This window comes from Pantoea alhagi, from assembly GCF_002101395.1.
Lineage (GTDB): Bacteria > Pseudomonadota > Gammaproteobacteria > Enterobacterales > Enterobacteriaceae > Mixta > Mixta alhagi.
This window is the reverse complement of the sequence record NZ_CP019706.1, coordinates 3,577,576-3,603,342: the sequence shown is the minus strand read 5'-3', so window position 1 is coordinate 3,603,342 and position 25,767 is coordinate 3,577,576. Positions and strand designations below refer to the sequence as shown.

The window sequence follows — 25,767 nt, the reverse complement described above, 5'->3', positions numbered from 1 at the left end:
TCTTAAGCGTAGAAGAAATTGCACAGGGATGGCGAAGCGGCAAAAAAAAGCCGGCTTTAAGGCCGGCGTCGTACGAATCAATTGTGCTATGCAGTAATTCAAAAAAAGGAAGTAAGACAATATGGAGCGCAACGCCCATCGCTTGACGTTGCATTCACCTGCGGAAGAGAGTTTGCCCCAGCCCTGCCTACAGTTTATTGACGTCGATCAGCTTTTCTCCCCTTTTCTGGTTACCCATTTGCTTTTGCTATAGCCACTTACGTTTATGTAACCACAGGGCAACGCCAGCCACCAGCAACACTAACATCAGGCAGAAAATCGCAAAGCCATAGCGGCTTTCCGCTCCCGGGATACCGCCCAGGTTGACGCCAAACAGGCCGGTAAGAAAGGTTGTCGGCAGAAAGAGCATCGCCAGCAGCGACATGGTGTAGGTTCGCCGGTTCATCGCCTCCTGCATTATCGATGCGATCTCATCCGCCAGCACCGCCGTGCGCGCCACGCTGGCGGCTAAGTCATCCAGCCCACGGCCAAGCCGGTCAGCAATTTCCTGCATGCGGCGACGTTCATTGTCATCCATCCAGCCCAGCTTTTCGCTGGCCAGACGCGCATAGACATCACGCTGTGGCGTCATATAACGGCGCATCACTATCAGCTGCTTACGCAGCAGCGCCAATTCGCCACGAGCCGGTACGCGCTGATCCATTAACGCATCTTCCAGCTCAATAATTTTATCCTGCAGATCTTCGATAAATTCACTGGTGTGATCGGTCAGCACATCGCAAAGCTCTACCAGCCAGCTTCCGCCATCCACCGGACCATTGCCGTTTTGCAGCTCGGACAGCACTTCATCGATAGCGTTAACCTTACGCCGTCGCGTGGAAACAATCAGCTTATCGTTAATAAAAACGCGAATAGCCACCAGCTGTTCAGGTCGTGAATCGCTGTTGCGGTTCACGCTGCGTAGCGTAATCATAAAACCATCGCCCAGACGGCTAACGCGTGGGCGCAGGCTGTCTCCGGCCAGCGCATCGCGTACCGCGTCCGGGATGAGCGGCGTGGAAGAGAGCCACTCGGCGCTTTCGCGGTGGGTATAATTGAGATGAAGCCAGCAGGGGCGCTCGCAATGAATCACATCTTTATCTTCAATCGGGATCAGGCCGCCCTGCCCGTCAAGCTGGCAGGCGATAATTGCACCTGAAACCTGTAGCGCTTTTCCTTCAATGACGTTCACGTCATGCCTCATAATCAGCTGAATTCAAACGCTACAGTCTAGCCTGACGCCAGGCAGAATCAATCTTTCGGCGTCGCGGACATGTTCAATAAATAGCGTCGCGGTCTGTGCGAAAAAAGAAAAGCAGCGGCGAGACGGTCATGGCGCATAAACAACGCGCTATGACCGCCCTGTATGCTTAATGTTTGAGGATATAGAGCTGGCGGCTGTAGGCAACGTCTTCAGGGTTGTTAATGGGATAGCCTTTCACCCAGGGCTTGATTAAGCGCCCGTTGGTATATTGATAAACTGGCGCGATCGGCGCCTGCTCATCAAGGATCTGCTCTGCGCGGTTGTAATCCTCGTTACGCGCCTGCGCGTTGTTTTCCCGGCTCGCCTTCGCCAGCACCGCATCGTAATCCGCATTATGGAACTTAGCAATATTACCGCTGTGGCTGGACGTCAGCAGGCTAAGAAAGGTGGAAGGCTCATTATAATCCCCAATCCAGGAAGCACGGATCACGTCGAAATTGCCGCTGTTGCGGCTGTCGATATAGGTTTTCCACTCCTGATTTTGCAGTTTCACCTCTACGCCGAGGTTTTTCTTCCACATCGAGGCCACCGCAATAGCGATCTTTTGATGGTTTTCTGATGTGTTATACAGCAGCGACAACCGCAGCGGCCGGTTTGGCCCATAGCCAGCCGCAGCCAGCAGCGCCTTCGCCTGCATATTCAGTTCGGCCTGGGTGTGCTGCTGCAAAATGGAGGGTTTGGGCGTAAAACCGCTTACCACTTCCGGGGTGAGATGCCAGGCAGGTTTTTCGCCGGTGCCCAACACTTTTTCGGCGATAATGCGACGGTCAATGCTCCAGGAGAGTGCCCGACGCACGCGCGCATCGGCAGTCGGCCCGCGCTGCGTATTAAACGCATAATAATAGGTTCCCAGCTGATCGGGCGTATAGACCTCATTCGGAATGTTTTTCTTTAGCATGCCGTAGAGGTTTTTCGGGAAGGATTCGGTAATATCGATATCCCCTGCGCGATAGCGCTTGGTGGCGCTGGACTCTTCGTTAATCGGCAAGAACGTGACCTGATTCAGTACTGAATGTGCGTTATCCCAATAGTTCTGATTACGCACCAGCACAATTTTTTCATTTACTACCCGTTCCTTTAGCTGATAAGCGCCGTTGCCGATCAGATTACCCGGCCTGGTCCAGGCATCGCCCCACGCCTCAATCACCTTTTGTGGTACCGGATAGAGGCTGACATGCGCGGTGAGGCTGGGAAACCAGGCGACAGGTCGATCGAGCGTTACCTTAAGATGGGTTTTATCCAGCGCGGTGACGCCAAGGCTCTCGGGCGGCAGTTTACCCTGCGTTATCGCCCCGGCGTTATGAATCGCCGCCAGCCCGGCAAACCAGGCGTAAGACGAGGCATTTTTACTGTCAACCAGACGCCGCCAGCTGTAGACAAAATCCTGGGCCGTTACCGGCTTGCCGTCTGACCAGCGCGCATCCTCCCGCAGCGTGAAGATCCAGCTCTGGTTATCATTGCTCTGCCAGCTTTGCGCCACGCCCGGCACAACGTTTCCCTGCGCATCCTGGTTGGTTAACCCTTCGAACAGATCGCGCATCACCTGGATTTCAGGGAGTCCCACAGCCTTTTGCGGATCGAGCGACGCCGGTTCATCTTTGATATGGCGCACGATATCCTGCCGTTCCGCCAGCTGGTCGCCAGGGGCCACCTGTGCAGCCTGCGCCGTGGTTAACAGCGAGGCGGTTAAAAAGGTACGCAGCGCAATGCGAAATGATTTCATCTTGTCCTACCCTTAAAGCTGCCGGTTTGGCAAAACATATTGGTGGCTTATGCTAACCGGCACTTTAGCGCAAATAATTGATCCTGAACCAGCTGTTTTGCTTATTGCAGTGGCCGCGCCGCCGGTTCTGCGACTTTTTTCACAGGAGCAAATGATGACAATGCAACAGCCGCGTTCACAACGCGGCGCACTGACGGCGGAGATGACGCGTTACGGCACGTCGGTGTTGGGGGCGCCGCTGCTCTGGTTCCCGGCGCCGCTGGCGGCACGCGATAGCGGGCTAATTCTGGCAGGCACGCACGGTGACGAAGGCGCAGCTGTGGTAACCCTTTCCTGCGCGCTGCGCACACTGCCTGCCCGTCTGCGACGGCATCATCTGGTACTGGCGGTTAATCCCGACGGCTGCCAGCTGGGTTTGCGCGCCAATGCCAACGGCGTAGACCTTAACCGTAACTTTCCGGCGGCGAACTGGCAGGCTGGCGAAACGGTATATCGCTGGAACAGTAGCGCTGAACAACGTGACGTAAAGCTTTCTACCGGCGCGCGTGCCGCGTCAGAGCCGGAAACCGCAGCGCTCTGTCAGCTGATTCATACGCTGCGGCCTGCCTGGGTGGTCTCCCTGCATGAACCGTTGGCCTGCATTGAGGATCCGCAGCATAGCCAGCTCGGCGGCTGGTTAGCTGAACAGACAGGGCTGCCGCTGGTCTCCAGCGTTGGCTACAGCACCCCCGGTTCGTTCGGAAGCTGGTGCGCCGATATTGGTCTCCCCTGCATTACCGCCGAGCTGCCGCCGGTTTCTGCCGATGAGGCGACGGAACGTTATCTGCCAGCCTTAACCGGACTGCTTTACTGGCAGCCCGAAACACAGAAGAGGCGTTAATCCGTAGAGGTAAGGTCAATCTCTCCACTGCCAAAGCGCAGGCCAGGATCCACATCCACCGCCAGCCATGTCGGGCCATCAAGATCGATCAGGCGCGCGCGCGGCACCAGCGGCAGCGCGGCGCTGACGGCGCGTGAGGTGCAAAGCATACAGCCCAGCATAAGCGTAAAGCCCGCCTCTTCCGCTGCGCTGGCCAGCGCCAGCGCTTCGGTAAGGCCACCGGTTTTATCCAGCTTGATATTGATCATTTCATAGCGCTGACGCAATGCCGGCAGACTGCTGCGCGTATGGCAGCTTTCGTCGGCGCAGACCGGTAATGGATGAATAAAATTTGCCAGCGCCTCATCCTCGCTTGCCGGTAGCGGCTGCTCCAGCATTTCAACCCCCAGATCGGCCAATAGCTGGCAGCGCGCCGCCAGCCCTTCGCTATGCCAGGATTCATTGGCATCCACAATCAGCCGCGCCTGCGGAACCGCGCTGCGAATCGCCATCAGCCGCTCAGTAATCAGATGGTTATCCAGCTTGATTTTTAACAGCCTGGCCCCGTTTTCCCAGAGCGCCAGCGCGCTGCTTGCCATTGATTCCGGCGTATCCAGCGTAACGGTTTGCGCCATAGTCACCCGGCCGGGCAGCGTAACACCAAGCAACTGACACAGCGTCTGCTGCTGCTGGCGACAGGCGAGATCCCACAGTGCAGAGTCAATGGCGTTGCGCGCCGCGCCTGCCGGCAGTGCCTCCTGCAGCGCTTCGCGTGTCATGCCCATTTCCAGCTGCGGCAGCAGCAAGCTAATTTGCGCCAGCACCGAAGCCTCGCTTTCGCCATAGCGCCGGTAAGGCGTGCATTCCCCTACACCTTTGACGCCATTTTCTTCCAGCTCCACCACCACTACACCCGCCTGCTCACGGCTGCCGCGCGAAATAACAAACGGCTTATTAAGCGGCCAGGCCTCGGGATAAACTTTAACCGTCCTCATATTTTTTCTCTCGTTAGTCAGAAGAGGCGTTCAGCGCAGTTGCGCTATAAGCAACAAACAGGAGCTTGTCGACGCGTGCCATAACCGGCGTTGTCTGCTGTATAATTTCACTGTCTCACCTTTGCTCGTTCCTTTACACTGTGAATCTTGTTAAGCAAAAGTAAAAGGATAGATTATGTCTCAGACCGTTCATTTTCAGGGTAATCCGGTTAGCGTAGCAGGCCAACTGCCGCAGGCTGGCGAAAAAGCGAAACCCTTTACGCTGGTTGCTAAAAACCTGGCTGACGTTTCCCTTTCTGAGTACGCCGGCAAACGTAAAGTGCTGAACATTTTCCCCAGTATCGATACCGGCGTTTGTGCCGCATCGGTGCGTAAGTTTAATCAGCTGGCGGGCGACATGGAGAATGCCGTTGTTCTCTGTATTTCTGCCGATCTGCCTTTTGCCCAGTCACGCTTCTGCGGCTCCGATGGCCTGTCAAACGTGGTAACCCTCTCCACCCTGCGCGGCGGTAACTTTAAAGATGACTACGGCGTAGCGATTGCTGATGGTCCGCTGCAGGGCCTGACGGCGCGTGCGGTTGTGGTATTAGATGAGAACGATACGGTGCTTTACAGCCAGCTGGTAAATGAAATTACCACCGAGCCAGATTATGATGCTGCGCTGGCCGCGCTGAAATAAGTAACAGATAACGTTATCGCCCCCCCGGGGGCGATAATTTAATAGCGCCACGCACCTTACCTTTATCAGCCCGTATTTATTCTTCGCCTCATTTAATTAACGCATCGCGTTATCGTAGCTTCTATTTAATAATAAATTATACGCTCGCCAGCAAAAACGACGATTTACAACCAGCCGGTACCCGCTTATTATTCCAGCCTGACGCGCAACATGGATGATAAAAAAGGATGGAATCTTAATGGAGGCATTAACCTTTCCCTGCAGTCTGTTTAAAACCCAAAAAAAAATGGATGACTATGACGCCAGCGATATGCGCTGCGGTGATTTAACGGAAACGCAATTAAAAAGAGAATTCCAGCTGGTAGATGTTTCTACCCGGGTGGATCCTTATACGCTGACAACGCTTAGCCCTTTCAGTTTGCCGCAGTCAATGTTTCAAGGTTCCCACCGGCCGGGACAAAAAATCATGCCGCAGGCGTGTGCCCGCATCCTGTTTGCTGAGTTCCGCCATCTTGCGCAGGCCTTTGCGCTTTTCGGCCCCTACAGACGGGTGATCGATGAGATGATAACGCATATGGAGGGTAACAGCGGTTTTCCATTCGAAAGCGTTTATCTTAACTGCGCGTTAAAACAGCATATTGTGAATGATAATGATATTGAAAACAGTACCTTTTTAAAAATACAGGATGCCCTGTCTAAACATATTGACTGGGAAAACGGCTGCTTTCCCTCGGAACTTAAATACAAACTTGAAGAGAGCATTCAGAGAGGGCGCCTGCCTAAGTTTGACAGATTACAGGACAGCTTCAACGGGCTGGGCATTGCCGTTCATGACACCTGGGCCACCCATATCACGCTAACATCCTTACATATTGGGGAAAAGAGCTACCGTGCGAGGGTGCATTATCGGGTGCAAGATCACTTTGGCCTGGACTGTGAGGATATACAAAATATTCTGTTTAGCAATTTCCGACTGTTCCGCATCTGGTTTGTGCTGCAGCGCTATCATCGTTTTGGCTTTAAACCCTTTATAACTAATATTAACGCCGACATTGAAATTACCGGAGAGCGTAATGACAATAAATAATAAAAAGCGCGCTGTTCTGCTGCTGGCCGGCGCCGCGCTGCTGGTTTACCTGCTCTGGCTCTTTTTGCGTCCGGTAGAAATTGTCGCGGCTCATCATAAAAACGGTTTCACCGATCTTTTAGTTAAAAACTTCCCTTTTACCGATAGGGGGAAAATCAACTGGTGGCTGGAAAATCGCGCTATGCTAAAAGAGAAATATAACACCCCCTATCTCGATGAGGATGGCACTTTTTGGGTCACCATTTTTCTGTTTGGCGATGGTTATCAAAAAGATATCATTGACGAGCGGCTCTGCTTTGATGAAATCAAAAGCGAGCTGCGCTGCATCGATAAGAATGCCGTAATGACCGTTTTCAGCGACCGTTACAATCAGGTTTTTTTCAGTTTAGGTAAGGAAAGATATATATTAAGAAATAACGGAAAACTTGATAGATCCGAGTCATTTAAGGTCACGAACCTTGATAAAAAAATATGCATTTCCGATGTTGAAATTACCGGAGGGCCCAATGCAGATAAATAAAAAGCGCGCTGCTCTGTTGCTGGCCGGCGCCGCGCTGCTTGTTTACCTGCCCTGGCTCTTTTTGCGTCCGGTAGAAATTGTCGCGGCTCATCATAAAAACGGTTTCACCGATCTTTTAGTTAAAAACTTCCCTTTTACCGATAGGGGGAAAATCAACTGGTGGCTGGAAAATCACGCTATGCTAAAAGAGAAATATAACGCCCCCTATCTCGATGAGGATGGCACTTTTTGGGCCACCATTTTTCTGTTTGGCGATGGTTATCAAAAAGATATCATTGACGAGCGGCTCTGCTTTGATGAAATCAAAAGCGAGCTGCGCTGCATCGATAAGAATGCCGTAATGACCGTTTTCAGCAACCGTTACAATCAGGTTTTTTTCAGAGTAAGTAAGGGGAAATATATATTAAGGAAAAATGGGGAAATTGATAAAGTCGAATAAATGTTTTCCATCCATTTTTGCATAGCCCTAGCAAGCATCACGATATTGCCAGCGGGCGCCGGAAGCGCCCGTGACTCATCAGACAACGCCGCTTTTAGCTTTCCGGCTCGCCCTTTTTCTGACTCAGCCCATATTCGCGCAGCTTATTAGCGATAGCGGTATGGGAAACCCCCAACCGTTTCGCCAGCTTGCGCGTGCTGGGATAAGAGAGATAGAGGCGCGTCAGCACTGAACGTTCGAAGCGGCTGGTGATCTCGTCCAGCGAGCCTTCCATCGCCTGCTCATCCAGCGCCAGCTGTTCAGTGAACTCCGGCAGCATGATGTCCTGCGGACGCAGTTCATAACCTTCCAGCTGCGCCAGCGCGCGGTAAAGCGCATTTTTCAGCTGGCGCACGTTGCCCGGCCAGTTATAACGCGCCAGAAAGGCGTTTAGCTGCGGTGACAGACGGGGACGTGCGACACCCTGCTCATCGGCAAAGCGCGCCACGAACAGTTCGGTTAACGGCAAAATATCCTGCGGTCGGTCACGCAGCGGCGGCAGATTTAGCGTCAGAACGTTCAGGCGATAGAACAGATCTTCACGAAACTCGCCGCGTTGCACCAGCTCGGTGAGGTTACGCTGCGTGGCGCAGATCACCCGTACGTCTACATGCACCTCATGCTCTTCCCCGACGCGACGGAAAGTGCCATCGTTCAGGAAACGCAGCAGTTTTGTCTGCATGCGCGGCGACATTTCCCCAATTTCATCCAGCAGTACCGAACCGCCATTGGCCTGCTCAAAGAATCCTTTTTTCCCCTCCAGCGCGTTGGGGTAAGCGCCCGGCGCATGGCCAAACAGCTCACTCTCCGCCACGTCATCCGGCAGCGAGGCGCAGTTCAGCGCCAGAAAAGGCTTTTTCCCGCGCGCGCTGCGCAGATGACAGGCGCGCGCCAGCATATCTTTTCCGGTCCCTGTATCGCCGACAATCAACAGCGGCGCATCCAGCATCGCCAGCTTACGCGCCTGCTCGATAACCTGACGCATCTTCGGACTGACCGCCACAATATGCTGGAATTCAGTGTCATCGTTGACCGCAAGCGTTTGCAACTGGCGTCCCATGCGCGCGGTGGATTTCAGCATCACCATCGCACCAACCGGCAGCGTAGCGCCCTCTTCTTCGGCGGTATAAACCGGGCGAGCCTCCAGCAGAAAATCACGCCCCTGGATCACTACGCGCTGCGTCTGGGCCTCTACGCGTTCGCTCTCCAGCCAACGGGTAAAGTTAAAACCGGTAACCAGAGAGGTAATCGTGTGATTGCGTATTTTATGCTCATCCAGATCGAACAGGCTTTGCGCTGCCGGGTTTGCCAGCTCAACTTTGCCTTTCATATCAATGGAAAATACCGGTTCCGGCATGGCGGTCAGCAGCGCGCTCAGCGCCCGATGCTCACGCTCAGACGGCATATAGGAGATGGTGCGTACGTCCGTCACCCCCGGGATGCGGCGAATTTCCGCCATCAGCTGGCTGAACTGCTCAAAGGCGATAGCGGAAAAGCTAAGATAAATGCGGCCAATCGGCGCAATTTCGATACCCCGTAAATCAATGCTGCGTTCAACCAGCAGATCGAGCAGTTCACGGGCGAGACCAATTCGGTCCTGACAAAAGACTTCCAAACGCATTCGGTGGCCTTATTGGGTTTGGTAACAGCGAATTATGAAATAATACGCCAACTTGCGATGAGCCAGAAGCACTCTGTCAGGATAAGTTGACAGAGTGCGGCAATGGCGAAAAGGAGTGTAGCGGAAGTGTTAGCGATAATCATGCGCTTACACCATTTTTTAGAGGTTTATAACAAATCTGCTGCATCCTGCAGAACAGTGCCATATAAAATGCACTTTTTATCTTTATTTATGCCGCTGAAGGGGCAGCGGCATAGCGCTCTGCGTTTTGTCGTCGCGCCCGCGATCAGGGCTTTTTGAACTGATTGAGCAGCTCACGGCGAAAATCGCCAAGTTTGGGACGGTCGTCGATCCACGGCAGCGGACGGCACAGCTCCATTGCCTTGATCCCCAGACGAGCGGTCAGCAGCCCGGCGCCAATCCCCTGCGCGGCGCGCGCGGATAGCCTGGCGGCCAGATCCTGTGACAGCCAGTCCATACCTACTTCGCGCACCAGCTCTGAAGCCCCGGCAAAAGCGATATTCAGCAGCACCAGGCGAAACAGACGAATACGGCTGAAATAACCAAGATGGATACCGTAAACCGCCGCAATGCGGTTAATCATACGTAGGTTACGCCAGGCGATAAACGCCATATCCACCAGCGCCAGCGGGCTAACGGCAATCATTAGCGTCGCTTCTGCGGCATTACGTCCAATTTCAGCGCGCGCCTGGCGATCGAGAACCGGCTGCACCAGCTGAGCATAGAGCGCCACGACTTCGCGATCGTTATGCGTTTCATGCAGCGACGCCTGCCAGCGCTGCAACGCAGGATGTCCCTGATCCAGTCCGGCCTGCTGCGCCAGCTTTTCGCAGAACGCGCGCCCGCGCCCCATTCCATGACTGTGTAACAGCTCGCGCCCCACTTCACGCTCTTCAGCGCGCTGGCGTAGCTGATAAAGATGCCGCCATTCCGTCACCAGCGCGCCCACGCCCGCCAGAATAATCAGCAAACCGGCCGCGCCCGCGCCCAGCGCAAACCAGGCCTGACTGTGCCAGGCATCCAGCATCCACTGCACGCCCTGGGCCACCGTGCTGGCGACAAACAGCCCGACGCCAGCCATAGCGATGCGCCGCCAGATGCTACGCTTTGGCCGTAACGCGGCCTCGACCACCTGCTCGCCGCTCTGCTCCTCCAGCAACGGATCCTCCTCTTGCTGGAGGGTAAACTGTAAATTATCCGCAGCGTCAAAATGCTGTGCAGGCTTCAGAACGCTTTCTTTTTCGCTTTCCAGCGGTTGCGCAAAATCGATGCGCGATTTCAACGGTGGTTGACTCATCGCAGCTTATCTCCCAGTAAAAATTCCAGCGCAGCATCCATGCGGATATGCGGCAGCGGTCGATCAACATTAAGCGGCTGCGGCCGGAACTGTTCAAAATGAAACCCCTGCTCCTGCCAGAAGCTGTGCCCGGGCAGACGTGACGGCACCTCGCCAGGAAATACCGTCAGCGGTGCGCCGTCGCTAAGACGATCTCCGCGCAACGCGGGAATTTTTTCGCCCTGATGATCCACTATGCCGCTTTGCGTCGCCTGCACGGAGGCCAGGCCTATACAGTCCATATTGATGCCTTCGAAAGCCGCATTTTGCCAGGCGTCCTGAACCAGTTGCTGTAGCAGGGAGACCAGCCCCGCATGCTGATCGGCGGTGATATGGTCCGCTTTGGTGGCCGCAAACAGCAGCTTATCGATAACTGGTGAGAACAGACGGCGAAACAGCGTGCGCTGGCCGTAATGAAAGCTTTGCATCAACTGCGTCAGGGCAAGGCGCATATCGTTAAACGCCTGTGGCCCGCTGTTTAGCGGCTGCAGGCAGTCCACCAGCACGATCTGGCGATCAAAGCGCAGAAAGTGATTCTTATAAAAGCCCTTTACCACATGCTGACAGTAATAATCATAACGGGCGCGCAGCATGGCAAGATTGCTGCCTTTTTCTGCCTGCGCAAACCGCGCCTCATCGATATCGTTCAGCTGTGGCCACGGGAAAAACTGTAGCGCAGGCGCGCCAGCCATCTCCCCCGGCAGGACAAAACGGCCCGGCTGAATAAAATGCAGTCCCTCTTGCTTGCAGCGCAGCAGATAAGCGGTCCAGGCGGCAGCAATAGCCGCCAGCTGATTTTCATCCGCCGGTGCCAGCGGATCGAGATTAGCACACAGCCGTTTCCACTCTGCGGCCCACTCCGCCCGATCGCCCTGCAATAAACTGTTCATCTGACGTGACCAGCTTAAATAGTCCTGCGCCAGCATGGGCAGATCGAGCAGCCACTCGCCGGGATAGTCAACGATCTCCAGATAGAGGGTGGCTGTTTGTTTGAAGTGTCGCAGCAGAGAGTCCTGCGATCGGAAGCGCAGCGCCAGCTGCATCTCACTGACGCCGCGCGTCGGCGTCGGCCAGGCAGGTGGGCTGCCGTAAAGCTGGGCCAGCCCTTCATCGTAGGTAAAACGCTGAATGCCCATGTCGCGCTGCGGCACGCGCTTTACACCCAGCAGGCGATCTTCGCGCACCACGGAAAATAACGGCAGACGTGCGCCGCCATGCGTATTCAGCAACTGATTAACCAGCGACGTAATAAACGCCGTTTTCCCGCTGCGGCTCAGGCCGGTTACCGCCAGTCGTAAATGACGATCGACGCCGCGATTTACCCATGCCGCCAGTTCATTTTGAATTCGTTTCATCGGGCTCATCCCTGCTGCATCAATAATAAGCCGGGATAGCGTCAGGCATCCCGGCGGGTTGACCATCAGTGTAATGCATTACTAAAAAGAACGGATAATGTGAGATGCGCTGGTAATTCAGCGCGTGCCGGATCAGCACAGGCGAGAGGCAAGACGGTTAGCGACTTTTTTCAGCAGCGGCTCAAGCGCAAAGGCGATCAGCAAACGTAGCGGCCTGCGCGCTACGGCTTTTACCGCCCAGCCGCTGATGCCGACTGGAGCCAGCATCAGGCCATGAATCAGAAGCTGTTTGCCCGCGCGTTTCAGCACAGGCGTGGCGCGTATTGCGCGCTGACGAAAATTCGACATACCTCTCCTTATATTGATAACAGGCTGGTCGGACAGTGGCCGACGCAGCCCGGGATTAAAGCTGACGAAAACGGCTGCGTACGCTAAAAGTTTCTGACGTAACGTAGCGTTCAAGCTGGCGCAGCTTATGTTCATTTTGCGCCATTTCATCGCTAAGCGCGTCCAGCAGCTCATCAGCCCGCAGCGGCGCCGCTTGCTGTTCAGCATGCGCCGGCATCGGCTCCAGCACGTAGCTGAGAACCACATAGGCGATCAGCGTAAACATAAACAGCCCAAACACCATCGACAGCACCACAATTACCCTGACGAGGGTAACCGGGATATGCAGATAGTGGGCGATCCCGGCGCAAACGCCTTTGACCTTGCCCTGCTGCGGGATACGCCACAGTTTTTTTCCACTGAATCGGCTTTTATTCATGGCTGTCTCCACTCCGGATGTTCTGCGTCGAGGATCTCCTCCAGCGTTTGAATGCGTTCACGCATGCGACGCGCATCCTGCGTCAGCTGTTGCAGACGCTGCATATCGCCTGAGGAAAGGCTGGCCCCGCTCTGACGATTGCTGTAATGCAGCCACAGCCAGACCGGTGCAACAAACAGCACAAAAATAGTCAGGGGTATGGCAAGAAATAGTGAGCTCATTCTCTCTCCTTGATGGTGTCGCCCCGGAGGGCAAAACGGCTAAAACAGTCAACAACGCCCTGCACTTTACAGGGCGGACCGCCCACCTTTATTCGCTGCGGTTCATTTTTGCCTTCAGCGCCGCCAGTTGCTCTCCGATGGCGTCGTCCGCTTTCAGCTCGGCAAATTCCTGATCCAGGGTTTTGCTTTTGCCAAAGCGATGGCTTTCCGCTTCCGCTTCCATATGATCGATACGACGCTCAAAAGATTCAAAGCGCGCCATCGCATCATCGAGTTTGCCACTGTCCAGTTGACGACGAACATCGCGTGAGGAAGAAGCCGCCTGATGACGCAGCGTCAGCGCCTGCTGGCGTGCGCGGGTTTCACTCAGCTTTTTCTCCAGCTCGGCAACTTCGCCTTTCATTCGCGCCAGCGTTTCATCAATCTGAGTCACTTCCTGCTGCAGCGAGGCCACTAAATCGGTAAGCTTCTGCTTTTCAATCAGCGCGGAACGTGCTAAATCGTCTTTGTCTCTGCGCAGCGCCAGCTCTGCTTTTTCCTGCCATTCGTTCTGCTGGATTTGCGCCTGTTCAATACGACGCAGCAGCTGTTTACGTTCAGCCAGGCCGCGTGCAGAAGTGGAACGAACCTCAACCAGCGTGTCTTCCATCTCCTGAATCATCAGGCGCACCATTTTTTGTGGATCTTCCGCTTTATCCAGCAGCGTGTTGATGTTGGCGTTTACGATGTCGGCGAAACGAGAAAAAATACCCATAATTTACTCCTCCAGTTTTTAGCGCTTAATGACGCTTACCTGTTCTCTTTATCAAGTTCCGTGCCAACTTTTAATTGTTTGATATTTAATAATTTTTAATTTTGACCCAGGCAAAGATAGTTTTTATAGTGGTCAATAAAACCAACTTTCGGTGAAATTAACCATGAGCGAAGCGAACGAAAACCTGCTGGGCGAAGCCAATAACTTTCTGGAGATGCTGGAACAGGTTTCGCGCCTGGCTCCGCTCAATAAACCGGTGCTGGTTATTGGCGAACGCGGCACCGGTAAAGAGCTGATTGCCAGCCGCCTGCATTATCTTTCCGAGCGCTGGCAGGGCCCGTTTATTTCACTTAACTGCGCCGCGCTGAATGAGAACCTGCTCGATTCTGAACTATTCGGCCATGAAGCGGGCGCCTTTACCGGTGCGCGGCAGCGCCATTTAGGGCGTTTTGAACGCGCCGATGGCGGCACCCTGTTCCTGGATGAGCTGGCAACGGCGCCAATGCTGGTGCAGGAAAAGCTGCTGCGGGTGATTGAGTATGGCCAGCTGGAGCGCGTCGGCGGCAATCAGTCGCTGCAGGTGAATGTGCGGCTGGTGTGCGCAACGCACGCTAACCTGCCTGAGCTGGCGCAACAGGGCCAGTTTCGCGCCGACCTGCTGGATCGGCTGGCGTTTGATGTGGTACAGCTGCCGCCGCTGCGCGAGCGCCGTAGCGATATCCTGCTGCTGGCCCGTCACTTTGCCATTCAGATGTGTCGTGAACTGGGGCTGCCGCTGTTTCCTGGATTTTCCCATCGTGCGCAGCAGGCGCTGCTTGATTACCACTGGCCAGGCAACATTCGAGAGTTAAAAAATGTGGTTGAACGCTCTGTCTACCGTCACGCCTCCGTAGATGAAGAGCTGGATGAGATTATTATTAACCCCTTTGCGCCGCGCCAGCCTGTTCAGGCACAGGCTGATGAACCTGCGCCTGTTGCTTATCAGCACATGGCGGAGCGCGCTTCGCAGCCGCTTTCTGCTCTGCAGAGCGCAGAGGCTCTGCCTGCGCTTCCGCTCGATCTCAGACAATGGCAGCTACAGCAGGAGCTTGCACTGATGGAAAAAAGTTTGCAGCAGGCCAAATTTAACCAGCGCCGGGCGGCAGAGCTGTTAGGCGTTACCTATCATCAGTGGCGCGCTATGGTGAAAAAACATGAAATGTCGCCGCGCCCGGCATGATCGCCACCTGCCTTAGCCAGTAAGCGGGCTCGCCGCTGCGGTCATGTTTTTCTGTTTAAAAAAGGCGTTTACAGGCTGCTCGATAAAAAGCCATGCCGCAATGCCAGCCAGAACGGCGACAAAAAGCGGCAGCGACACAAACAGCATCTGGTTTTGCACCAGCTGAAATTTGTGCAGGATCAGCGCACAGGGAGAAAGCGTAAAAGGATGGATCAGATAGAGTGAATAGGATGCATTCCCCAACAATATCGCGCTTTTCTTGCCAGGAAAGGCGATTTTGCTTATTACGGGTTCAAGTCCCACGATGCCGGTAAAAAGTAGCAGCATCGGCACGCCACCGCTTAATACCCTGCCAGCCGCAGAGGCATAGATCCCGTAGTGATTTTGCAGAAGCAACAACGCCATGCCCGCGGTCAGCAACAAAAAAGAAGTTGTTGATGACAACGACACACGCTGTAAAAACAAGTATGCCAGCATGCCTGAAATAAATTCTGCGAAAAGTTTATCTGTAAGGAACTTCAGCGTTGGCTGCTGCGGCTGGAAATAGAGTCCCACCAGCACCATTGCCATCAGCACGATGGAAGAGAAAATAATCTGTTTTTTCAACGAGCCAACCACCAAAAAGCCTGCAAAAATCAGGTAAAACAGAAATTCATAGCTAAGCGTCCAGCCGTTCTGCACTAACAATTTTTTCCCTGTTGGTATCAGCGTCCAGGAAGAAAAAATGCTGGTTTCGCCGCCAGAGCTGTTAACCATTGAAGGTGCAACGAGATAAACCATCAGCGCAGCGGCGGTAACGATCCAGTAAAGAGGGATGATTCTTTTAATACGATTGGCGATAAAGCGCCTGACGCTCAGCCTCTTCTGGCTTGTGGCATGACACATGATGTAGCCGGAAATGATAAAAAAGAGATCGACGCCAAAATAGCCGATATGGTAATCACTAAGCGCATCGCTATGATACTGTTCCGCCTTATCAGCGATATGCTGCATGACCACCATCAGCGCCGCCAGCGCCCGTAATATTTGTACAGAAATAATCATAATTTATCCCACGTAATCCACTATCCCCGGGCAGCCTCGTCTCAGAGCGCTGACGCAACGATGCCTTGTCAGCTCGCCAATAGCGACGCTGCTCTTACGTGCCAACATAAATTAAAAGAATTTATCTATTTTGATGGTCATCAACAAAAACAGACGATTAGGAAAAGCCTTACTGTACAGTCAGTAAAGCAGAATATGTTTTGATGAAAGGATTTTTGGGAATTTTTCTGACGGGAAAAATCAATAGATCGAGGGTAACACGCATCAGCGCCACCGCGAGTGGCGCTAAGACAGTGGCGTGTCAGCTGCCGCGATAGGTGGAAAAACCGTACTGGCTCAGCAGCAGTGGAATATGGTAATGCTCCTGCGTATTGGTGACCTGAAAATTCACCGGCACCTCCGGAAAAAAGGTCGCCTGATGATGCTGCTGGAAATAGTCGCCGGTGTGAAAAGTTACGCGATACTCTCCGGCGCTAAAATTTTTACCTTCCGGATAAAAAGCGGCGATGCGGCCATCGGTATCGGTGGTTTTACTGGCCAGCGTGACCCACTTACCGCTCTGCTGCTGCTCCAGATCTACTTTTACTCCGGAGGAAGGTTTCCCGGTCTGGGTATTCAGCACATGAACGCTAATCGGGTTACGCGGCGCGTCAGCCAGCGCGTTGCCCATCATACCCAGCCCTGCCAGCAGTAAAACTGATTTAATTTTCATTTGATGCTCCTTGTTAGTTTCACCGCTGAGCCTACACGCTGTGGTCAGGAAGAGTGGAAAAAAGGGTTCAGATCAGAAATTTCCTGGAAGAGAGGCAAAAAAAAGCCCGCACTGGCGGGCAAGTAATACTGGAAGCAATGTGAGCAATGTCGTGCACTTCCCCGGTAGAGCCACCGCTGAAGCACAGATGAATAGTAATCATTCTCAATATCATTTGCAAAGTCATTTGTTGAGAATTTTTCTCATTACCACACAAATTCTGGGCTTACTTTGCGGCGTCCTGCCCAGAATGGTGGAAAAAACAGCGGCCGTCCCCGCAAACTTTGGGACAACTTGCAGAGTGCGATACACTCAGCGTGTCACCCATTGAATGTTAACTTCCTATGTTGAAATTACTCTCCAGGCTGTTGTCAGGGCTAATGCTGCTGAGCGCGGCCAGCCACGCCGCGACGCCGGAAGATATTCGTAACAGCGGTTTCGTCTACTGCGTTAATGGCATCATGAATACCTTTAATCCACAGCTGGTCAGCAGCGGGCTGGTGGTAGATACGCTTTCCGCGCAGCTTTATGACCGCCTGCTGGATGTCGATCCCTACACCTATCGTCTGATCCCTGAACTGGCAGAGCGCTGGGAAACCCTGGATAACGGTGCCACCTACCGCTTTCATTTACGTCGCCATGTCTCCTTTCAAAAAACCGCCTGGTTTACCCCTGGCCGCACCATGAATGCTGATGATGTGGTGTTCAGCTTTGCACGCATTTTCGATCGTCATCATCCCTGGCATAACATTAACGGCGGCGACTATCCCTACTTCGATAGCCTGCAATATGCTGATGCGGTGAAAAGCGTTAAAAAAATCGACAAGGATACGGTAGAGATCCGTCTGAAAAGTCCGGACGCCTCTTTTCTGTGGCATCTGGCTACCCACTACGCGCCGGTATTGTCGGCAGAATATGCTCAGCAGTTGACGGCGCGCGATCGCCAGGAAGAGATGGATCGCCAGCCGGTCGGCACCGGCCCCTTTATGCTGAATGAATACCGTGCCGGGCAGTATGTGCGCCTGGAGCGTAACCCGCATTACTGGAAAGGCCTGCCGCGTATGCCGCAGGTGGTGATTGATATGGGCGCGGGCGGTACCGGCAGGCTGTCGAAACTGCTTACCGGCGAATGCGACGTGCTGGCCTATCCTGCCGCCAGCCAACTCACCATTCTGCGTGACGATCCGCGTCTGCGACTAACGTTGCGGCCAGGCATGAATATCGCCTATCTGGCGTTTAATACCCGCAAGCCGCCGCTGGATCGCGTTGAAGTACGTCATGCGTTGGCGCTGGCGATCAATAACGAACGTTTGATGGAATCGATCTATTACGGTACGGCGGAAACGGCGGCTTCCGTGCTGCCGCGGGCCTCGTGGGCCTATGATAGCGAAGCGCGCATCACGGAATATAATCCCGATAAAGCGCGGGCGTTACTGAAAAAACTGGGGCTGGAAAACCTGGAATTGACGCTGTGGGTGCCTTCCGCTTCACAGTCCTGGAATCCCAGTCCGCTGAAAACCGCTGAACTGCTTCAGGCCGACCTGGCGCAGATTGGCGTAAGCGTAACCATTGTGGCGGTCGAGGGACGTTTTCAGGAAGCGCGTCTGATGCAAATGAATCACGATTTAACCCTGACCGGCTGGGCGACCGACAGTAACGACCCGGACAGCTTTTTCCGTCCGCTGCTCAGCTGCGCGGCAATTAATTCTCAGACGAACTATGCCCACTGGTGCAATACTGAATTTGATGGCGAACTTCAGCAGGCGCTGCTCTCGCAACAGCTGGCGTCGCGCATAGAGCACTACGATCGGGCTCAGCAGGTGCTGGCGCGCGAGCTACCAGTGTTACCGCTCGCCTCTTCTTTACGCCTGCAAGCCTACCGACACGATATACAGGGACTGGTGCTAAGCCCGTTTGGCAATGCTTCTTTTGCGGGCGTCCACCGCGATAATGGCGAGGAGTCGAAACCGTGATTATCTATACGCTGCGCCGTCTGGTGCTGCTGGTGGTGACGCTGTTTATGCTGACGCTGGTGGCCTTCAGTCTGAGCTATTTTACACCGCACGCGCCGCTACAGGGCGCTTCTCTGCTGGACGCCTGGTGGTTCTGGTTTACCGGCGTGTTGCAGCTCGATTTTGGCGTATCCAGCATTAACGGACAGTCGATCAATCTACAGCTGCGAGAGGTCTTTCCCGCTACGCTGGAGCTCTGTCTGCTCGCTTTTAGCGTGGCACTGCTGTTGGGCATCCCGCTGGGCATTATTGCTGGCGTGATGCGTAATAAATGGCAGGATCGGGTGATAAGCGCGTTTTCCCTGCTCGGTTTTTCCATGCCGGTATTCTGGCTGGCGCTGCTGCTGACGCTGTTTTTCTCACTGAACCTCGGCTGGCTGCCGGTGAGCGGCCGTATCGATCTGCTGTATCAAATGAAAACGGTCACCGGCTTTGTCCTGGTTGATGCTTTTATCAGCGACTCGCCGTGGCGTCGTGAAATGCTGACCAACGTGGCCCTGCATATGGTGCTGCCGGTTACCACGCTGGCAATTGCCCCTACCACGGAAGTTATCCGTCTGCTGCGCAACAGTACCAGCGAGGTTATTGACGCCAACTATATCAAAGCGGCTGCCACCCGTGGGCTGTCACGCTTTACGGTTATCCGGCGTCATGTGCTGCATAATGCGCTGCCGCCGGTGATCCCACGTCTGGGCTTACAGTTTGCCACCATGCTGACGCTGGCCATGATCACCGAAATGGTTTTCAGCTGGCCCGGCCTGGGCCGCTGGCTGATTAATGCGATTCGCCAGCAGGATTATGCCGCTATTTCTGCTGGCGTAATGGTGGTTGGCGGCCTGGTGATTCTGGTGAATGTGTTATCCGATATCCTGGGCGCGATGACGACCCCGCTGAAGCATAAGGAATGGTATGCCCGTTGATAATATTTACGCCGAGAAACGGCCTCCCAGCCCGTTTCGCTATACGTGGCGGCTTTTCTACCACGATACCAGCGCGATGGTGGGTTTTTACGGCTTTATCGCCCTGCTGCTGCTTTGCCTGTTTGGCGGCTGGCTGGCGCCGTATGGCCTTGATCAACAGTTTCTTGGCTATCAGCTGCTGCCGCCCTCCTGGTCACGCTATGGCGATGTCTCGTTTTTCCTCGGCACCGATGATTTAGGCCGCGATGTGCTGAGCCGTCTGCTGAGCGGTGCGGCACCGACCGTTGGCTCAGCGCTGCTGGTAACGCTGGCGGCGGCGCTCTGCGCGGTGGTGCTGGGCGTGCTGGCAGGAATAACGCACGGGTTGCGCTCGGCGGTGATGAATCACATTCTGGATACCCTGCTGTCGATCCCTTCCCTGCTGCTGGCGATTGTTGTGGTCGCCTTTATCGGGCCGGGGCTGGGACATGTGATGCTGGCGGTCTGGCTGGCGCTGTTGCCGCGACTGGTGCGGGCAATTTACACCGCCGTACATGACGAACTGGAAAAAGATTATATCGTGGCTGCGCGTCTGGACGGGGCCAGCAACAAGAATATTCTCTGGCATGCCATTCTGCCCAATATTCTGCCGCTGCTGGTGAGTGAATTCACCCGCGCGCTCTCTATGGCTATTCTGGATATTGCGGCGCTCGGCTTTCTCGATCTCGGCGCGCAACTGCCTTCGCCGGAATGGGGCTCAATGCTGGGTGACGCGCTGGAGCTGATCTACGTTGCGCCCTGGACGGTCATGCTGCCTGGCGCCGCGATTATGCTGAGCGTGTTGATCATCAATCTGTTGGGCGACGGGATTCGCCGCGCCATTGTGGCGGGAGTGGAATAATGCCGTTACTTGATATCCGTAACCTGACCATTGAGTTTATGACTGCCGACGGGCCGGTCAAAGCGGTCGATCGCGTTAATTTGACCCTGAACGAAGGGGAGATCCGTGGGCTGGTGGGGGAATCGGGCTCCGGAAAAAGCCTGATTGCGAAAGCCATTTGCGGCGTGACCAAAGATAACTGGCGCATCAGCGCCGACCGCATGCGCTTTGATGATATCGACCTGCTGCGCCTGTCGCCGCGCGAGCGTCGCCGCATTGTCGGTCATAACGTCTCGATGATTTTTCAGGAGCCTCAGTCCTGTCTTGATCCCTCTGCCCGCGTGGGTCGCCAGCTGATGCAGGCGATCCCCGGCTGGACCTGGAAAGGCCGCTGGTATCAGCGCTTTCGCTGGCGTCACGCGCGCGCGATTGAGCTGCTGCATCGCGTCGGCATCAAAGATCATAAAGATATCATGCGCAGCTACCCTTATGAGTTAACCGAAGGGGAGTGCCAGAAGGTGATGATCGCCATTGCGCTGGCAAACCAGCCACGTTTGCTGATCGCCGATGAGCCGACCAACGCTATGGAGCCCACCACTCAGGCGCAAATTTTCCGTTTGCTCAGCCGTCTTAACCAGAACAACAACACCACCATTTTACTGATCAGCCACGATTTGCGCACCATGAGCCAGTGGGCAAACCGGATTAATGTTCTTTACTGCGGGCAAACAGTAGAAACCGCCGCCAGTCAGGATCTGATCGCCACGCCGCATCATCCATATACACAGGCGCTGATCCGCGCGATGCCTGACTTCGGCAGCGCGCTGCCGCATAAAAGCCGGCTGAATACCCTGCCGGGGGCGATTCCGTCGCTGGAACATTTGCCCATTGGCTGCCGACTTGGCCCGCGCTGCCCCTACGCACAGAAAAAATGTATCGAAACGCCGCGCCTGGCAGGAGCAAAAAACCATCTGTTCGCCTGCCACTTTCCGCTGAATATGGAGAAACCCTGATGGTTGAAACGCTGCTGGAAGTGCGAAACCTCAGCAAAACCTACCGCTATCGCACCGGCCTGTTTCGTCGTCAGCACGTTGAGGCAGTGAAAGATGTCAGCTTTACCCTGCGCGAACGGCAGACGCTGGCGATTATTGGTGAAAACGGCTCGGGAAAATCGACGCTGGCAAAAATGCTGAGCGGCATGGTCGAGCCCAGCGCCGGGGAAATGGTCATTAACGATCATCCGCTGCGCTACGGCGATTATGGTTTTCGCAGTCGGCTGATCCGCATGATATTTCAGGATCCCTCTACCGCCCTTAATCCTCGCCAGCGCATCGGTCATATTCTTGATTTCCCGCTGCGTCTGAACAGCGATCTTGATGCCTCCGCCCGGGAAAAACGCATCAATCTTACGCTGCGTCAGGTAGGTCTGCTGCCCGATCACGCCGCCTACTATCCGCATATGCTGGCGCCGGGCCAAAAACAGCGCGTCGGCCTGGCGCGCGCGCTGATCCTGCAACCCAAAGTGATTATCGCCGATGAGGCGATGGCTTCGCTGGACATGTCGATGCGCTCACAGCTGGTTAACCTGCTGCTGGAGCTGCAGGAAAAACATGGGCTTTCTTATATTTTCGTTACCCAGCATATCGGCATGATGAAACATATCAGCGATCAGGTGCTGGTGATGCATCAGGGTGAAGTAGTCGAGCGCGGCGGCACCGCCGATGTGCTGGCCGCGCCGCTACATGATTTAACGCGTCGCATGATTGCCAGCCACTTTGGCGAGGCGCTGACGGCAGATGCATGGCGGCGCGATCCGCCCGTTTAGGCACCGCTATCCCTGTCAGCTGCGGTGCTTTTCGCCAACTGACAGGTCGGATTAACGCTATCGACAGACTCGTGCTAGAATCGCCGGGTCGATTAACGCGGCTGCACATTTTTTGAGCTAGGCAGCCGCCAACAACAATGACCATAAGGATTACAGCTATGGGTTTTCTTTCCGGTAAGCGCATTCTGATTACTGGCGTTGCCAGTAAACTCTCCATCGCCTACGGTATTGCACAGGCGATGCACAAACAGGGCGCAGAACTGGCTTTCACCTATCAGAACGATAAACTGAAAGGCCGTGTTGAAGAGTTCGCTAAAGATCTCGGCTCCGAAATTGTTCTGCCCTGTGACGTTGCTGAAGATGAGAGCATCACAGCGCTGTTTACTGAACTGGCAAAAACCTGGCCTAAATTTGACGGTTTCGTTCACTCTATCGGCTTCGCCCCGGGCGATCAGCTGGATGGCGACTATGTGAACGCCGTTACCCGTGAAGGTTTCAAAATTGCACACGACATCAGCGCTTACAGCTTTGTTGCGATGGCGAAAGAGTGCCGTGCGATGCTGAACCCAAATTCAGCCCTGCTGACGCTTTCCTACCTGGGCGCAGAGCGCGCTATCCCGAACTATAACGTTATGGGTCTGGCGAAAGCTTCTCTGGAAGCAAACGTACGCTACATGGCTAACGCTATGGGGCCGGAAGGCGTGCGTGTTAACGCCGTTTCTGCGGGTCCGATTCGTACGCTGGCCGCGTCCGGCATTAAAGATTTCCGTAAAATGCTGGCTCACTGCGAAGCGGTTACGCCGATTCGCCGTACCGTGACCATTGAAGATGTGGGTAATTCTGCAGCCTTCCTTTGCTCCGATCTGGCGGGCGGCATCACCGGCGAAATCGTTCACGTTGACGGCGGCTTCAGCATCGCTGCCATGAACGAGCTGGAACTGAAATAATTTTTTTGGGCGAGGCGCCTGTCTCGCCCTTCTCTTTTCATACTCCCTTTCTGATTAACCTTATAGCTTTCCGCTATTTGTTATCACCGAACATTCTTTGCCGCTGCGCAGCCCTTGTTGCAGGATAGCCATGCCGTTCCGACCCGGTTTTACAGTATTTTATGCCGCCGGGTTGGCTAACTTGTGAAAGGAATGATCATGGAACCACGCCGTTATTCCGGCAACAGCCACTGGTATCATGAAACGCAGGCCAGCGCACGCGCTGAGCAAACGCCCCCGCTTTATCCTGAAGCCGCAGATATTGAGGATCGTTTCCTGCTGGGACTCCAGCAACATGCATCGATCCTGACGCCGCTCTTTCATACTTTTCGTCCGGTGCTGCAAGCGGGACAGGCGCTCAGCCACCTGCTGTTTCCGGACGATATCACGCCGACACTCACGCATACGCTCACGCTGTACGACCGACTGGCGATCGCGTTGACCGCAGCCCAGGTTACCGGCATTCAGCGCTTGTGCAACCATTATGCGGCGCGCCTCAATCCGCTGCCCGGCCCCGACTCTTCACGGGAAAGCAACAATCGTCTGACCCAGCTGACGCAGTACGCGCGCCAGCTGGCCAGCCAGCCGGCAGTCATTGACACCGCTGCGCTGCAACGGCTGGATGAGGTTGGTTTAAGCACGCCGGATATTATCAGCCTGAGCCAGACTGTGGGGTTCGTTAGCTATCAGGCACGCGTGGTAGCAGGATTACAGGCGCTACTCGGCATGCCGGTGTGCTGGCTGCCCGGCCTAAATGAATGCGTTGATGCCGCATGGCACGACTTTTCATCGCCAAAGGAATACCGTCTTCGCCTGCCGCCGCTGGAGCGGCGCTATGCCAGCGAGCAGCAGCTGGCGGCGATTGAGGCGGCCCTGGCGTTGCCTGAATTAACCCACGTGGTTTGGCTGGCGGCACATGATGCTGGTACGCTGCACGCCTGGAGCAGCCTGCAAAGCACACTGCCTTCGGCAACTCAGGAAGAAGCGCTGGCGCAGGCGGTAGCCGCACGTATTAACGGCAGTGCCTTATGTTTTGAAAGGTATCAGGGCCGCTTTTTATCTGAACTGCAATGCGGGGTTGATGATGCGCTGACCGCCAGCCGCCGCGAGCCGTTACCTCATGCCGTGATCCAGTTGGCCGCACAGCTGACGCGCGCGCCGGATCGCCTTAGCGCCGCGCATTTGCAGCCGCTGCTGGCCCAGGGAATCACGCATCAGCAGCTGTTTTGTCTGGTGCAGCGGGTTGCGCTGGCAAACTGGAATAACCGGCTACTGCAGGCGCTGGGCGAATATTAGCCTGCGCTCAGGATACGCCGCACTTCATCGAAAAAGTGCTGCGCCAGCGGTGTGGCACGCCCGGGCTCTGCAACCACCACCGCAGCATGGCGCGCCATGGGCGCAATGGCCAGCGGACGACTGTGCAGATCCGGATTCATATCAGGTAACAAATGTCCTACCGGTGAAATCAGGCAGCCTAACCCCACCTGCACACCCTGCAGCAGCTGAAAAATTGAGGTGCTTTCCAGGATCACGCGTTGGGTTAAGCCAGCCTCGCGAAAGCTGGCGTCCAGGTAGCGCCGGAAATAGCGCGTAGGCTCTGCCAGGCAGAGCGGCAGAGCGGCAATATCTTCCAGGCGCAGGCTGTGATAATTGTCCAGCTGCGGAAAATGCGCCGGATGATACACCAGTTCTACGCCGTTATCCGTTAAGGATTCCGCCTGGAAATGCAGTTCACGCAGCGTTGCCAGCTCAAAAAAACCGATACCCACATCTACAGTGTGACTGTTCAGCGCCTCAAGCAGCTGATCGGCGCTGAGCACCGCGACGCGATAATCAAGTTGCGGATAGCGATCGCTAACCATTTTTAGCAGCAGCGGCAGCGACACGCTGCACTGAGGCACCACGCCGATGCGCAATGTGCCATTGACGCCATGCTTAAGCGATTCTACTTCCAGTTTAAGTCCCTGATAAACCGACACGATTTCCCGCGCCCAGGCCAGCACCCTTTCACCTTCTGCGGTAAACCCATCGAAGTTATTGCTGCGGTTGATCAACGACAAGCCCAGCTCACGCTCCAGGTTTTTTAGCCGCATCGACAGCGTTGGCTGGCTAACAAAGCTGGCCTCCGCCGCACGCCCAAAATGGCGCTCACGCTCCAGATTGCAAAGATAAATGAGTTGCTTGATATCCATAGTTATTATAATTCAACCAGTTAGAATAGATAAAATCATGCTGCGTGAAACATGTGCCCAGGCAGGTCTACTCATTTAAAATTTACCTGGCCGGGTTCCTGATGAATAAAGAGTGGCTCGCTGTTATTTTATCTGGCTACAGGCTCGCTTATCGCCAAAGCATGAGGGATTAATCAGGCCTGATTGAGGAAATAAAATGTTAACACAGCGGTACAACGCATTTTATCTTAACGGGCTGTTA

Annotated in this window: 26 protein-coding genes; 13 read left to right on the top strand and 13 right to left on the bottom strand. The window is 54.7% G+C overall.

Annotated elements, in window-relative coordinates:
* Positions 1 to 247 precede the first annotated feature (247 nt).
* Positions 248 to 1,231 carry a zinc transporter ZntB gene (zntB, locus tag B1H58_RS17055; RefSeq protein ID WP_085072352.1) on the bottom strand — a complete coding sequence of 328 codons (984 nt, stop codon included), beginning with the start codon at positions 1,229 to 1,231 and terminating at the stop codon, positions 248 to 250.
* A gap of 178 nt (positions 1,232 to 1,409) precedes the next feature.
* Positions 1,410 to 3,026 carry a peptide ABC transporter substrate-binding protein gene (locus B1H58_RS17050; protein ID WP_085071649.1) on the bottom strand — a complete coding sequence of 539 codons (1,617 nt, stop codon included), beginning with the start codon at positions 3,024 to 3,026 and terminating at the stop codon, positions 1,410 to 1,412.
* A 154-nt stretch (positions 3,027 to 3,180) separates the two neighbouring features.
* Between B1H58_RS17050 and mpaA the strand changes: the two genes are divergently transcribed.
* Positions 3,181 to 3,906 carry a murein tripeptide amidase MpaA gene (gene mpaA / locus B1H58_RS17045; protein WP_085072351.1) on the top strand — a complete coding sequence of 242 codons (726 nt, stop codon included), beginning with the start codon at positions 3,181 to 3,183 and terminating at the stop codon, positions 3,904 to 3,906.
* On the opposite strand, the gene ycjG is transcribed toward mpaA, so the two are convergent.
* Positions 3,903 to 4,880 (bottom strand): L-Ala-D/L-Glu epimerase, encoded by a 978-nt coding sequence (ycjG, locus tag B1H58_RS17040; protein ID WP_085071648.1) that lies wholly within the window; start codon positions 4,878 to 4,880, stop codon positions 3,903 to 3,905. The two genes, mpaA and ycjG, sit on opposite strands and share 4 nt — an antisense overlap.
* 175 nt (positions 4,881 to 5,055) lie before the next feature.
* Here ycjG and tpx point away from each other — a divergent pair, with 175 nt between their 5' ends.
* The 4 genes from tpx (at position 5,056) to B1H58_RS17020 (ending at position 7,605) form a co-directional block, all read left to right on the top strand.
* On the top strand, positions 5,056 to 5,559 hold the full coding sequence (tpx, locus tag B1H58_RS17035) for a thiol peroxidase (protein ID WP_085071647.1): 504 nt from the start codon (positions 5,056 to 5,058) through the stop codon (positions 5,557 to 5,559).
* A gap of 238 nt (positions 5,560 to 5,797) precedes the next feature.
* Positions 5,798 to 6,646 carry a DUF3289 family protein gene (locus B1H58_RS17030; RefSeq protein ID WP_085071646.1) on the top strand — a complete coding sequence of 283 codons (849 nt, stop codon included), beginning with the start codon at positions 5,798 to 5,800 and terminating at the stop codon, positions 6,644 to 6,646.
* Positions 6,633 to 7,166 (top strand): DUF943 family protein, encoded by a 534-nt coding sequence (locus B1H58_RS17025; protein WP_085071645.1) that lies wholly within the window; start codon positions 6,633 to 6,635, stop codon positions 7,164 to 7,166. The genes B1H58_RS17030 and B1H58_RS17025 overlap by 14 nt, the downstream gene beginning before the upstream one ends.
* Positions 7,153 to 7,605, top strand: coding sequence for a DUF943 family protein (locus tag B1H58_RS17020; protein WP_085071644.1), 453 nt, complete (start codon positions 7,153 to 7,155; stop codon positions 7,603 to 7,605). Before B1H58_RS17025 ends, B1H58_RS17020 begins: the two co-directional genes overlap by 14 nt.
* A 94-nt stretch (positions 7,606 to 7,699) precedes the next feature.
* On the opposite strand, the gene tyrR is transcribed toward B1H58_RS17020, so the two are convergent.
* The 7 genes from tyrR to pspA all read right to left on the bottom strand — a co-directional run bounded on the left by tyrR (position 7,700) and on the right by pspA (position 13,718).
* A complete protein-coding gene (gene tyrR, locus B1H58_RS17015; protein ID WP_085071643.1) occupies positions 7,700 to 9,265 on the bottom strand; it encodes a transcriptional regulator TyrR in 1,566 nt (521 codons plus the stop codon).
* A 286-nt stretch (positions 9,266 to 9,551) separates the two neighbouring features.
* The gene (locus B1H58_RS17010; RefSeq protein WP_085071642.1) at positions 9,552 to 10,583 is read right to left on the bottom strand and encodes a YcjF family protein; all 1,032 of its coding nucleotides are present in this window, start codon (positions 10,581 to 10,583) and stop codon (positions 9,552 to 9,554) included.
* Positions 10,580 to 11,977 carry a YcjX family GTP-binding protein gene (locus B1H58_RS17005; protein WP_085071641.1) on the bottom strand — a complete coding sequence of 466 codons (1,398 nt, stop codon included), beginning with the start codon at positions 11,975 to 11,977 and terminating at the stop codon, positions 10,580 to 10,582. The genes B1H58_RS17010 and B1H58_RS17005 overlap by 4 nt, the downstream gene beginning before the upstream one ends.
* A 132-nt stretch (positions 11,978 to 12,109) precedes the next feature.
* Positions 12,110 to 12,325 carry a phage shock protein PspD gene (gene pspD / locus B1H58_RS17000; protein ID WP_085071640.1) on the bottom strand — a complete coding sequence of 72 codons (216 nt, stop codon included), beginning with the start codon at positions 12,323 to 12,325 and terminating at the stop codon, positions 12,110 to 12,112.
* A gap of 55 nt (positions 12,326 to 12,380) precedes the next feature.
* Entirely contained in the window at positions 12,381 to 12,743 is a 363-nt protein-coding gene (pspC, locus tag B1H58_RS16995) for an envelope stress response membrane protein PspC (RefSeq protein WP_085071639.1), read from the bottom strand.
* Positions 12,740 to 12,964: an envelope stress response membrane protein PspB gene (pspB, locus tag B1H58_RS16990; RefSeq protein WP_085071638.1), complete on the bottom strand. Its 225-nt coding sequence runs from the start codon at positions 12,962 to 12,964 to the stop codon at positions 12,740 to 12,742. Before pspB ends, pspC begins: the two co-directional genes overlap by 4 nt.
* An 88-nt stretch (positions 12,965 to 13,052) precedes the next feature.
* On the bottom strand, positions 13,053 to 13,718 hold the full coding sequence (gene pspA / locus B1H58_RS16985) for a phage shock protein PspA (RefSeq protein ID WP_085071637.1): 666 nt from the start codon (positions 13,716 to 13,718) through the stop codon (positions 13,053 to 13,055).
* A 163-nt stretch (positions 13,719 to 13,881) separates the two neighbouring features.
* Here pspA and pspF point away from each other — a divergent pair, with 163 nt between their 5' ends.
* Positions 13,882 to 14,937, top strand: coding sequence for a phage shock protein operon transcriptional activator (gene pspF / locus B1H58_RS16980; RefSeq protein WP_085071636.1), 1,056 nt, complete (start codon positions 13,882 to 13,884; stop codon positions 14,935 to 14,937).
* Between the two features lie 12 nt (positions 14,938 to 14,949).
* On the opposite strand, the gene B1H58_RS16975 is transcribed toward pspF, so the two are convergent.
* Complete coding sequence (locus tag B1H58_RS16975) at positions 14,950 to 15,981, bottom strand: acyltransferase family protein (protein WP_085071635.1); 1,032 nt, start codon at positions 15,979 to 15,981, stop codon at positions 14,950 to 14,952.
* A gap of 301 nt (positions 15,982 to 16,282) precedes the next feature.
* Positions 16,283 to 16,693, bottom strand: coding sequence for a hydroxyisourate hydrolase (gene uraH, locus B1H58_RS16970; RefSeq protein WP_085071634.1), 411 nt, complete (start codon positions 16,691 to 16,693; stop codon positions 16,283 to 16,285).
* A gap of 383 nt (positions 16,694 to 17,076) precedes the next feature.
* On the opposite strand from uraH, the gene sapA reads away from it, so the two are divergent.
* The 7 genes from sapA (at position 17,077) to B1H58_RS16935 (ending at position 24,630) form a co-directional block, all read left to right on the top strand.
* Positions 17,077 to 18,705, top strand: a complete 1,629-nt coding sequence (sapA, locus tag B1H58_RS16965) for an ABC transporter substrate-binding protein SapA (protein ID WP_085071633.1) — start codon at positions 17,077 to 17,079, stop codon at positions 18,703 to 18,705.
* Positions 18,702 to 19,664 carry a putrescine export ABC transporter permease SapB gene (gene sapB / locus B1H58_RS16960; protein WP_085071632.1) on the top strand — a complete coding sequence of 321 codons (963 nt, stop codon included), beginning with the start codon at positions 18,702 to 18,704 and terminating at the stop codon, positions 19,662 to 19,664. The genes sapA and sapB overlap by 4 nt, the downstream gene beginning before the upstream one ends.
* The gene (gene sapC / locus B1H58_RS16955) at positions 19,654 to 20,544 is read left to right on the top strand and encodes a putrescine export ABC transporter permease SapC (protein WP_085071631.1); all 891 of its coding nucleotides are present in this window, start codon (positions 19,654 to 19,656) and stop codon (positions 20,542 to 20,544) included. The genes sapB and sapC overlap by 11 nt, the downstream gene beginning before the upstream one ends.
* Positions 20,544 to 21,536, top strand: a complete 993-nt coding sequence (sapD, locus tag B1H58_RS16950; RefSeq protein WP_085071630.1) for a putrescine export ABC transporter ATP-binding protein SapD — start codon at positions 20,544 to 20,546, stop codon at positions 21,534 to 21,536. Before sapC ends, sapD begins: the two co-directional genes overlap by 1 nt.
* Entirely contained in the window at positions 21,536 to 22,348 is an 813-nt protein-coding gene (sapF, locus tag B1H58_RS16945) for a putrescine export ABC transporter ATP-binding protein SapF (protein ID WP_085071629.1), read from the top strand. The genes sapD and sapF overlap by 1 nt, the downstream gene beginning before the upstream one ends.
* Before the next feature lie 158 nt (positions 22,349 to 22,506).
* Positions 22,507 to 23,295 carry an enoyl-ACP reductase FabI gene (gene fabI, locus B1H58_RS16940; RefSeq protein WP_085071628.1) on the top strand — a complete coding sequence of 263 codons (789 nt, stop codon included), beginning with the start codon at positions 22,507 to 22,509 and terminating at the stop codon, positions 23,293 to 23,295.
* 198 nt (positions 23,296 to 23,493) lie between these two features.
* A complete protein-coding gene (locus B1H58_RS16935) occupies positions 23,494 to 24,630 on the top strand; it encodes a CMD domain-containing protein (RefSeq protein ID WP_085071627.1) in 1,137 nt (378 codons plus the stop codon).
* Here B1H58_RS16935 and B1H58_RS16930 read toward each other — a convergent pair.
* A complete protein-coding gene (locus tag B1H58_RS16930; RefSeq protein WP_085071626.1) occupies positions 24,627 to 25,526 on the bottom strand; it encodes a LysR family transcriptional regulator in 900 nt (299 codons plus the stop codon). The two genes, B1H58_RS16935 and B1H58_RS16930, sit on opposite strands and share 4 nt — an antisense overlap.
* Positions 25,527 to 25,767 lie beyond the last annotated feature (241 nt).

Excerpts from the sequence above, each read along its gene's own strand:
- sapC (WP_085071631.1), top strand. The coding sequence starts at position 19,654 with ATGCCCGTTGATAATATTTACGCCGAGAAACGGCCTCCCAGCCCGTTT.
- B1H58_RS16935 (WP_085071627.1), top strand. The coding sequence starts at position 23,494 with ATGGAACCACGCCGTTATTCCGGCAACAGCCACTGGTATCATGAAACG.
- ycjG (WP_085071648.1), bottom strand. The coding sequence starts at position 4,880 with ATGAGGACGGTTAAAGTTTATCCCGAGGCCTGGCCGCTTAATAAGCCG.
- pspA (WP_085071637.1), bottom strand. The coding sequence starts at position 13,718 with ATGGGTATTTTTTCTCGTTTCGCCGACATCGTAAACGCCAACATCAAC.
- fabI (WP_085071628.1), top strand. The coding sequence starts at position 22,507 with ATGGGTTTTCTTTCCGGTAAGCGCATTCTGATTACTGGCGTTGCCAGT.
- pspF (WP_085071636.1), top strand. The coding sequence starts at position 13,882 with ATGAGCGAAGCGAACGAAAACCTGCTGGGCGAAGCCAATAACTTTCTG.
- tpx (WP_085071647.1), top strand. The coding sequence starts at position 5,056 with ATGTCTCAGACCGTTCATTTTCAGGGTAATCCGGTTAGCGTAGCAGGC.
- B1H58_RS16930 (WP_085071626.1), bottom strand. The coding sequence starts at position 25,526 with ATGGATATCAAGCAACTCATTTATCTTTGCAATCTGGAGCGTGAGCGC.
- B1H58_RS16975 (WP_085071635.1), bottom strand. The coding sequence starts at position 15,981 with ATGATTATTTCTGTACAAATATTACGGGCGCTGGCGGCGCTGATGGTG.
- pspB (WP_085071638.1), bottom strand. The coding sequence starts at position 12,964 with ATGAGCTCACTATTTCTTGCCATACCCCTGACTATTTTTGTGCTGTTT.
- sapD (WP_085071630.1), top strand. The coding sequence starts at position 20,544 with ATGCCGTTACTTGATATCCGTAACCTGACCATTGAGTTTATGACTGCC.
- B1H58_RS17010 (WP_085071642.1), bottom strand. The coding sequence starts at position 10,583 with ATGAGTCAACCACCGTTGAAATCGCGCATCGATTTTGCGCAACCGCTG.
- pspD (WP_085071640.1), bottom strand. The coding sequence starts at position 12,325 with ATGTCGAATTTTCGTCAGCGCGCAATACGCGCCACGCCTGTGCTGAAA.
- B1H58_RS17030 (WP_085071646.1), top strand. The coding sequence starts at position 5,798 with ATGGAGGCATTAACCTTTCCCTGCAGTCTGTTTAAAACCCAAAAAAAA.
- sapA (WP_085071633.1), top strand. The coding sequence starts at position 17,077 with ATGTTGAAATTACTCTCCAGGCTGTTGTCAGGGCTAATGCTGCTGAGC.
- B1H58_RS17005 (WP_085071641.1), bottom strand. The coding sequence starts at position 11,977 with ATGAAACGAATTCAAAATGAACTGGCGGCATGGGTAAATCGCGGCGTC.
- tyrR (WP_085071643.1), bottom strand. The coding sequence starts at position 9,265 with ATGCGTTTGGAAGTCTTTTGTCAGGACCGAATTGGTCTCGCCCGTGAA.
- B1H58_RS17050 (WP_085071649.1), bottom strand. The coding sequence starts at position 3,026 with ATGAAATCATTTCGCATTGCGCTGCGTACCTTTTTAACCGCCTCGCTG.
- sapF (WP_085071629.1), top strand. The coding sequence starts at position 21,536 with ATGGTTGAAACGCTGCTGGAAGTGCGAAACCTCAGCAAAACCTACCGC.
- B1H58_RS17020 (WP_085071644.1), top strand. The coding sequence starts at position 7,153 with ATGCAGATAAATAAAAAGCGCGCTGCTCTGTTGCTGGCCGGCGCCGCG.
- mpaA (WP_085072351.1), top strand. The coding sequence starts at position 3,181 with ATGACAATGCAACAGCCGCGTTCACAACGCGGCGCACTGACGGCGGAG.
- pspC (WP_085071639.1), bottom strand. The coding sequence starts at position 12,743 with ATGAATAAAAGCCGATTCAGTGGAAAAAAACTGTGGCGTATCCCGCAG.
- B1H58_RS17025 (WP_085071645.1), top strand. The coding sequence starts at position 6,633 with ATGACAATAAATAATAAAAAGCGCGCTGTTCTGCTGCTGGCCGGCGCC.
- uraH (WP_085071634.1), bottom strand. The coding sequence starts at position 16,693 with ATGAAAATTAAATCAGTTTTACTGCTGGCAGGGCTGGGTATGATGGGC.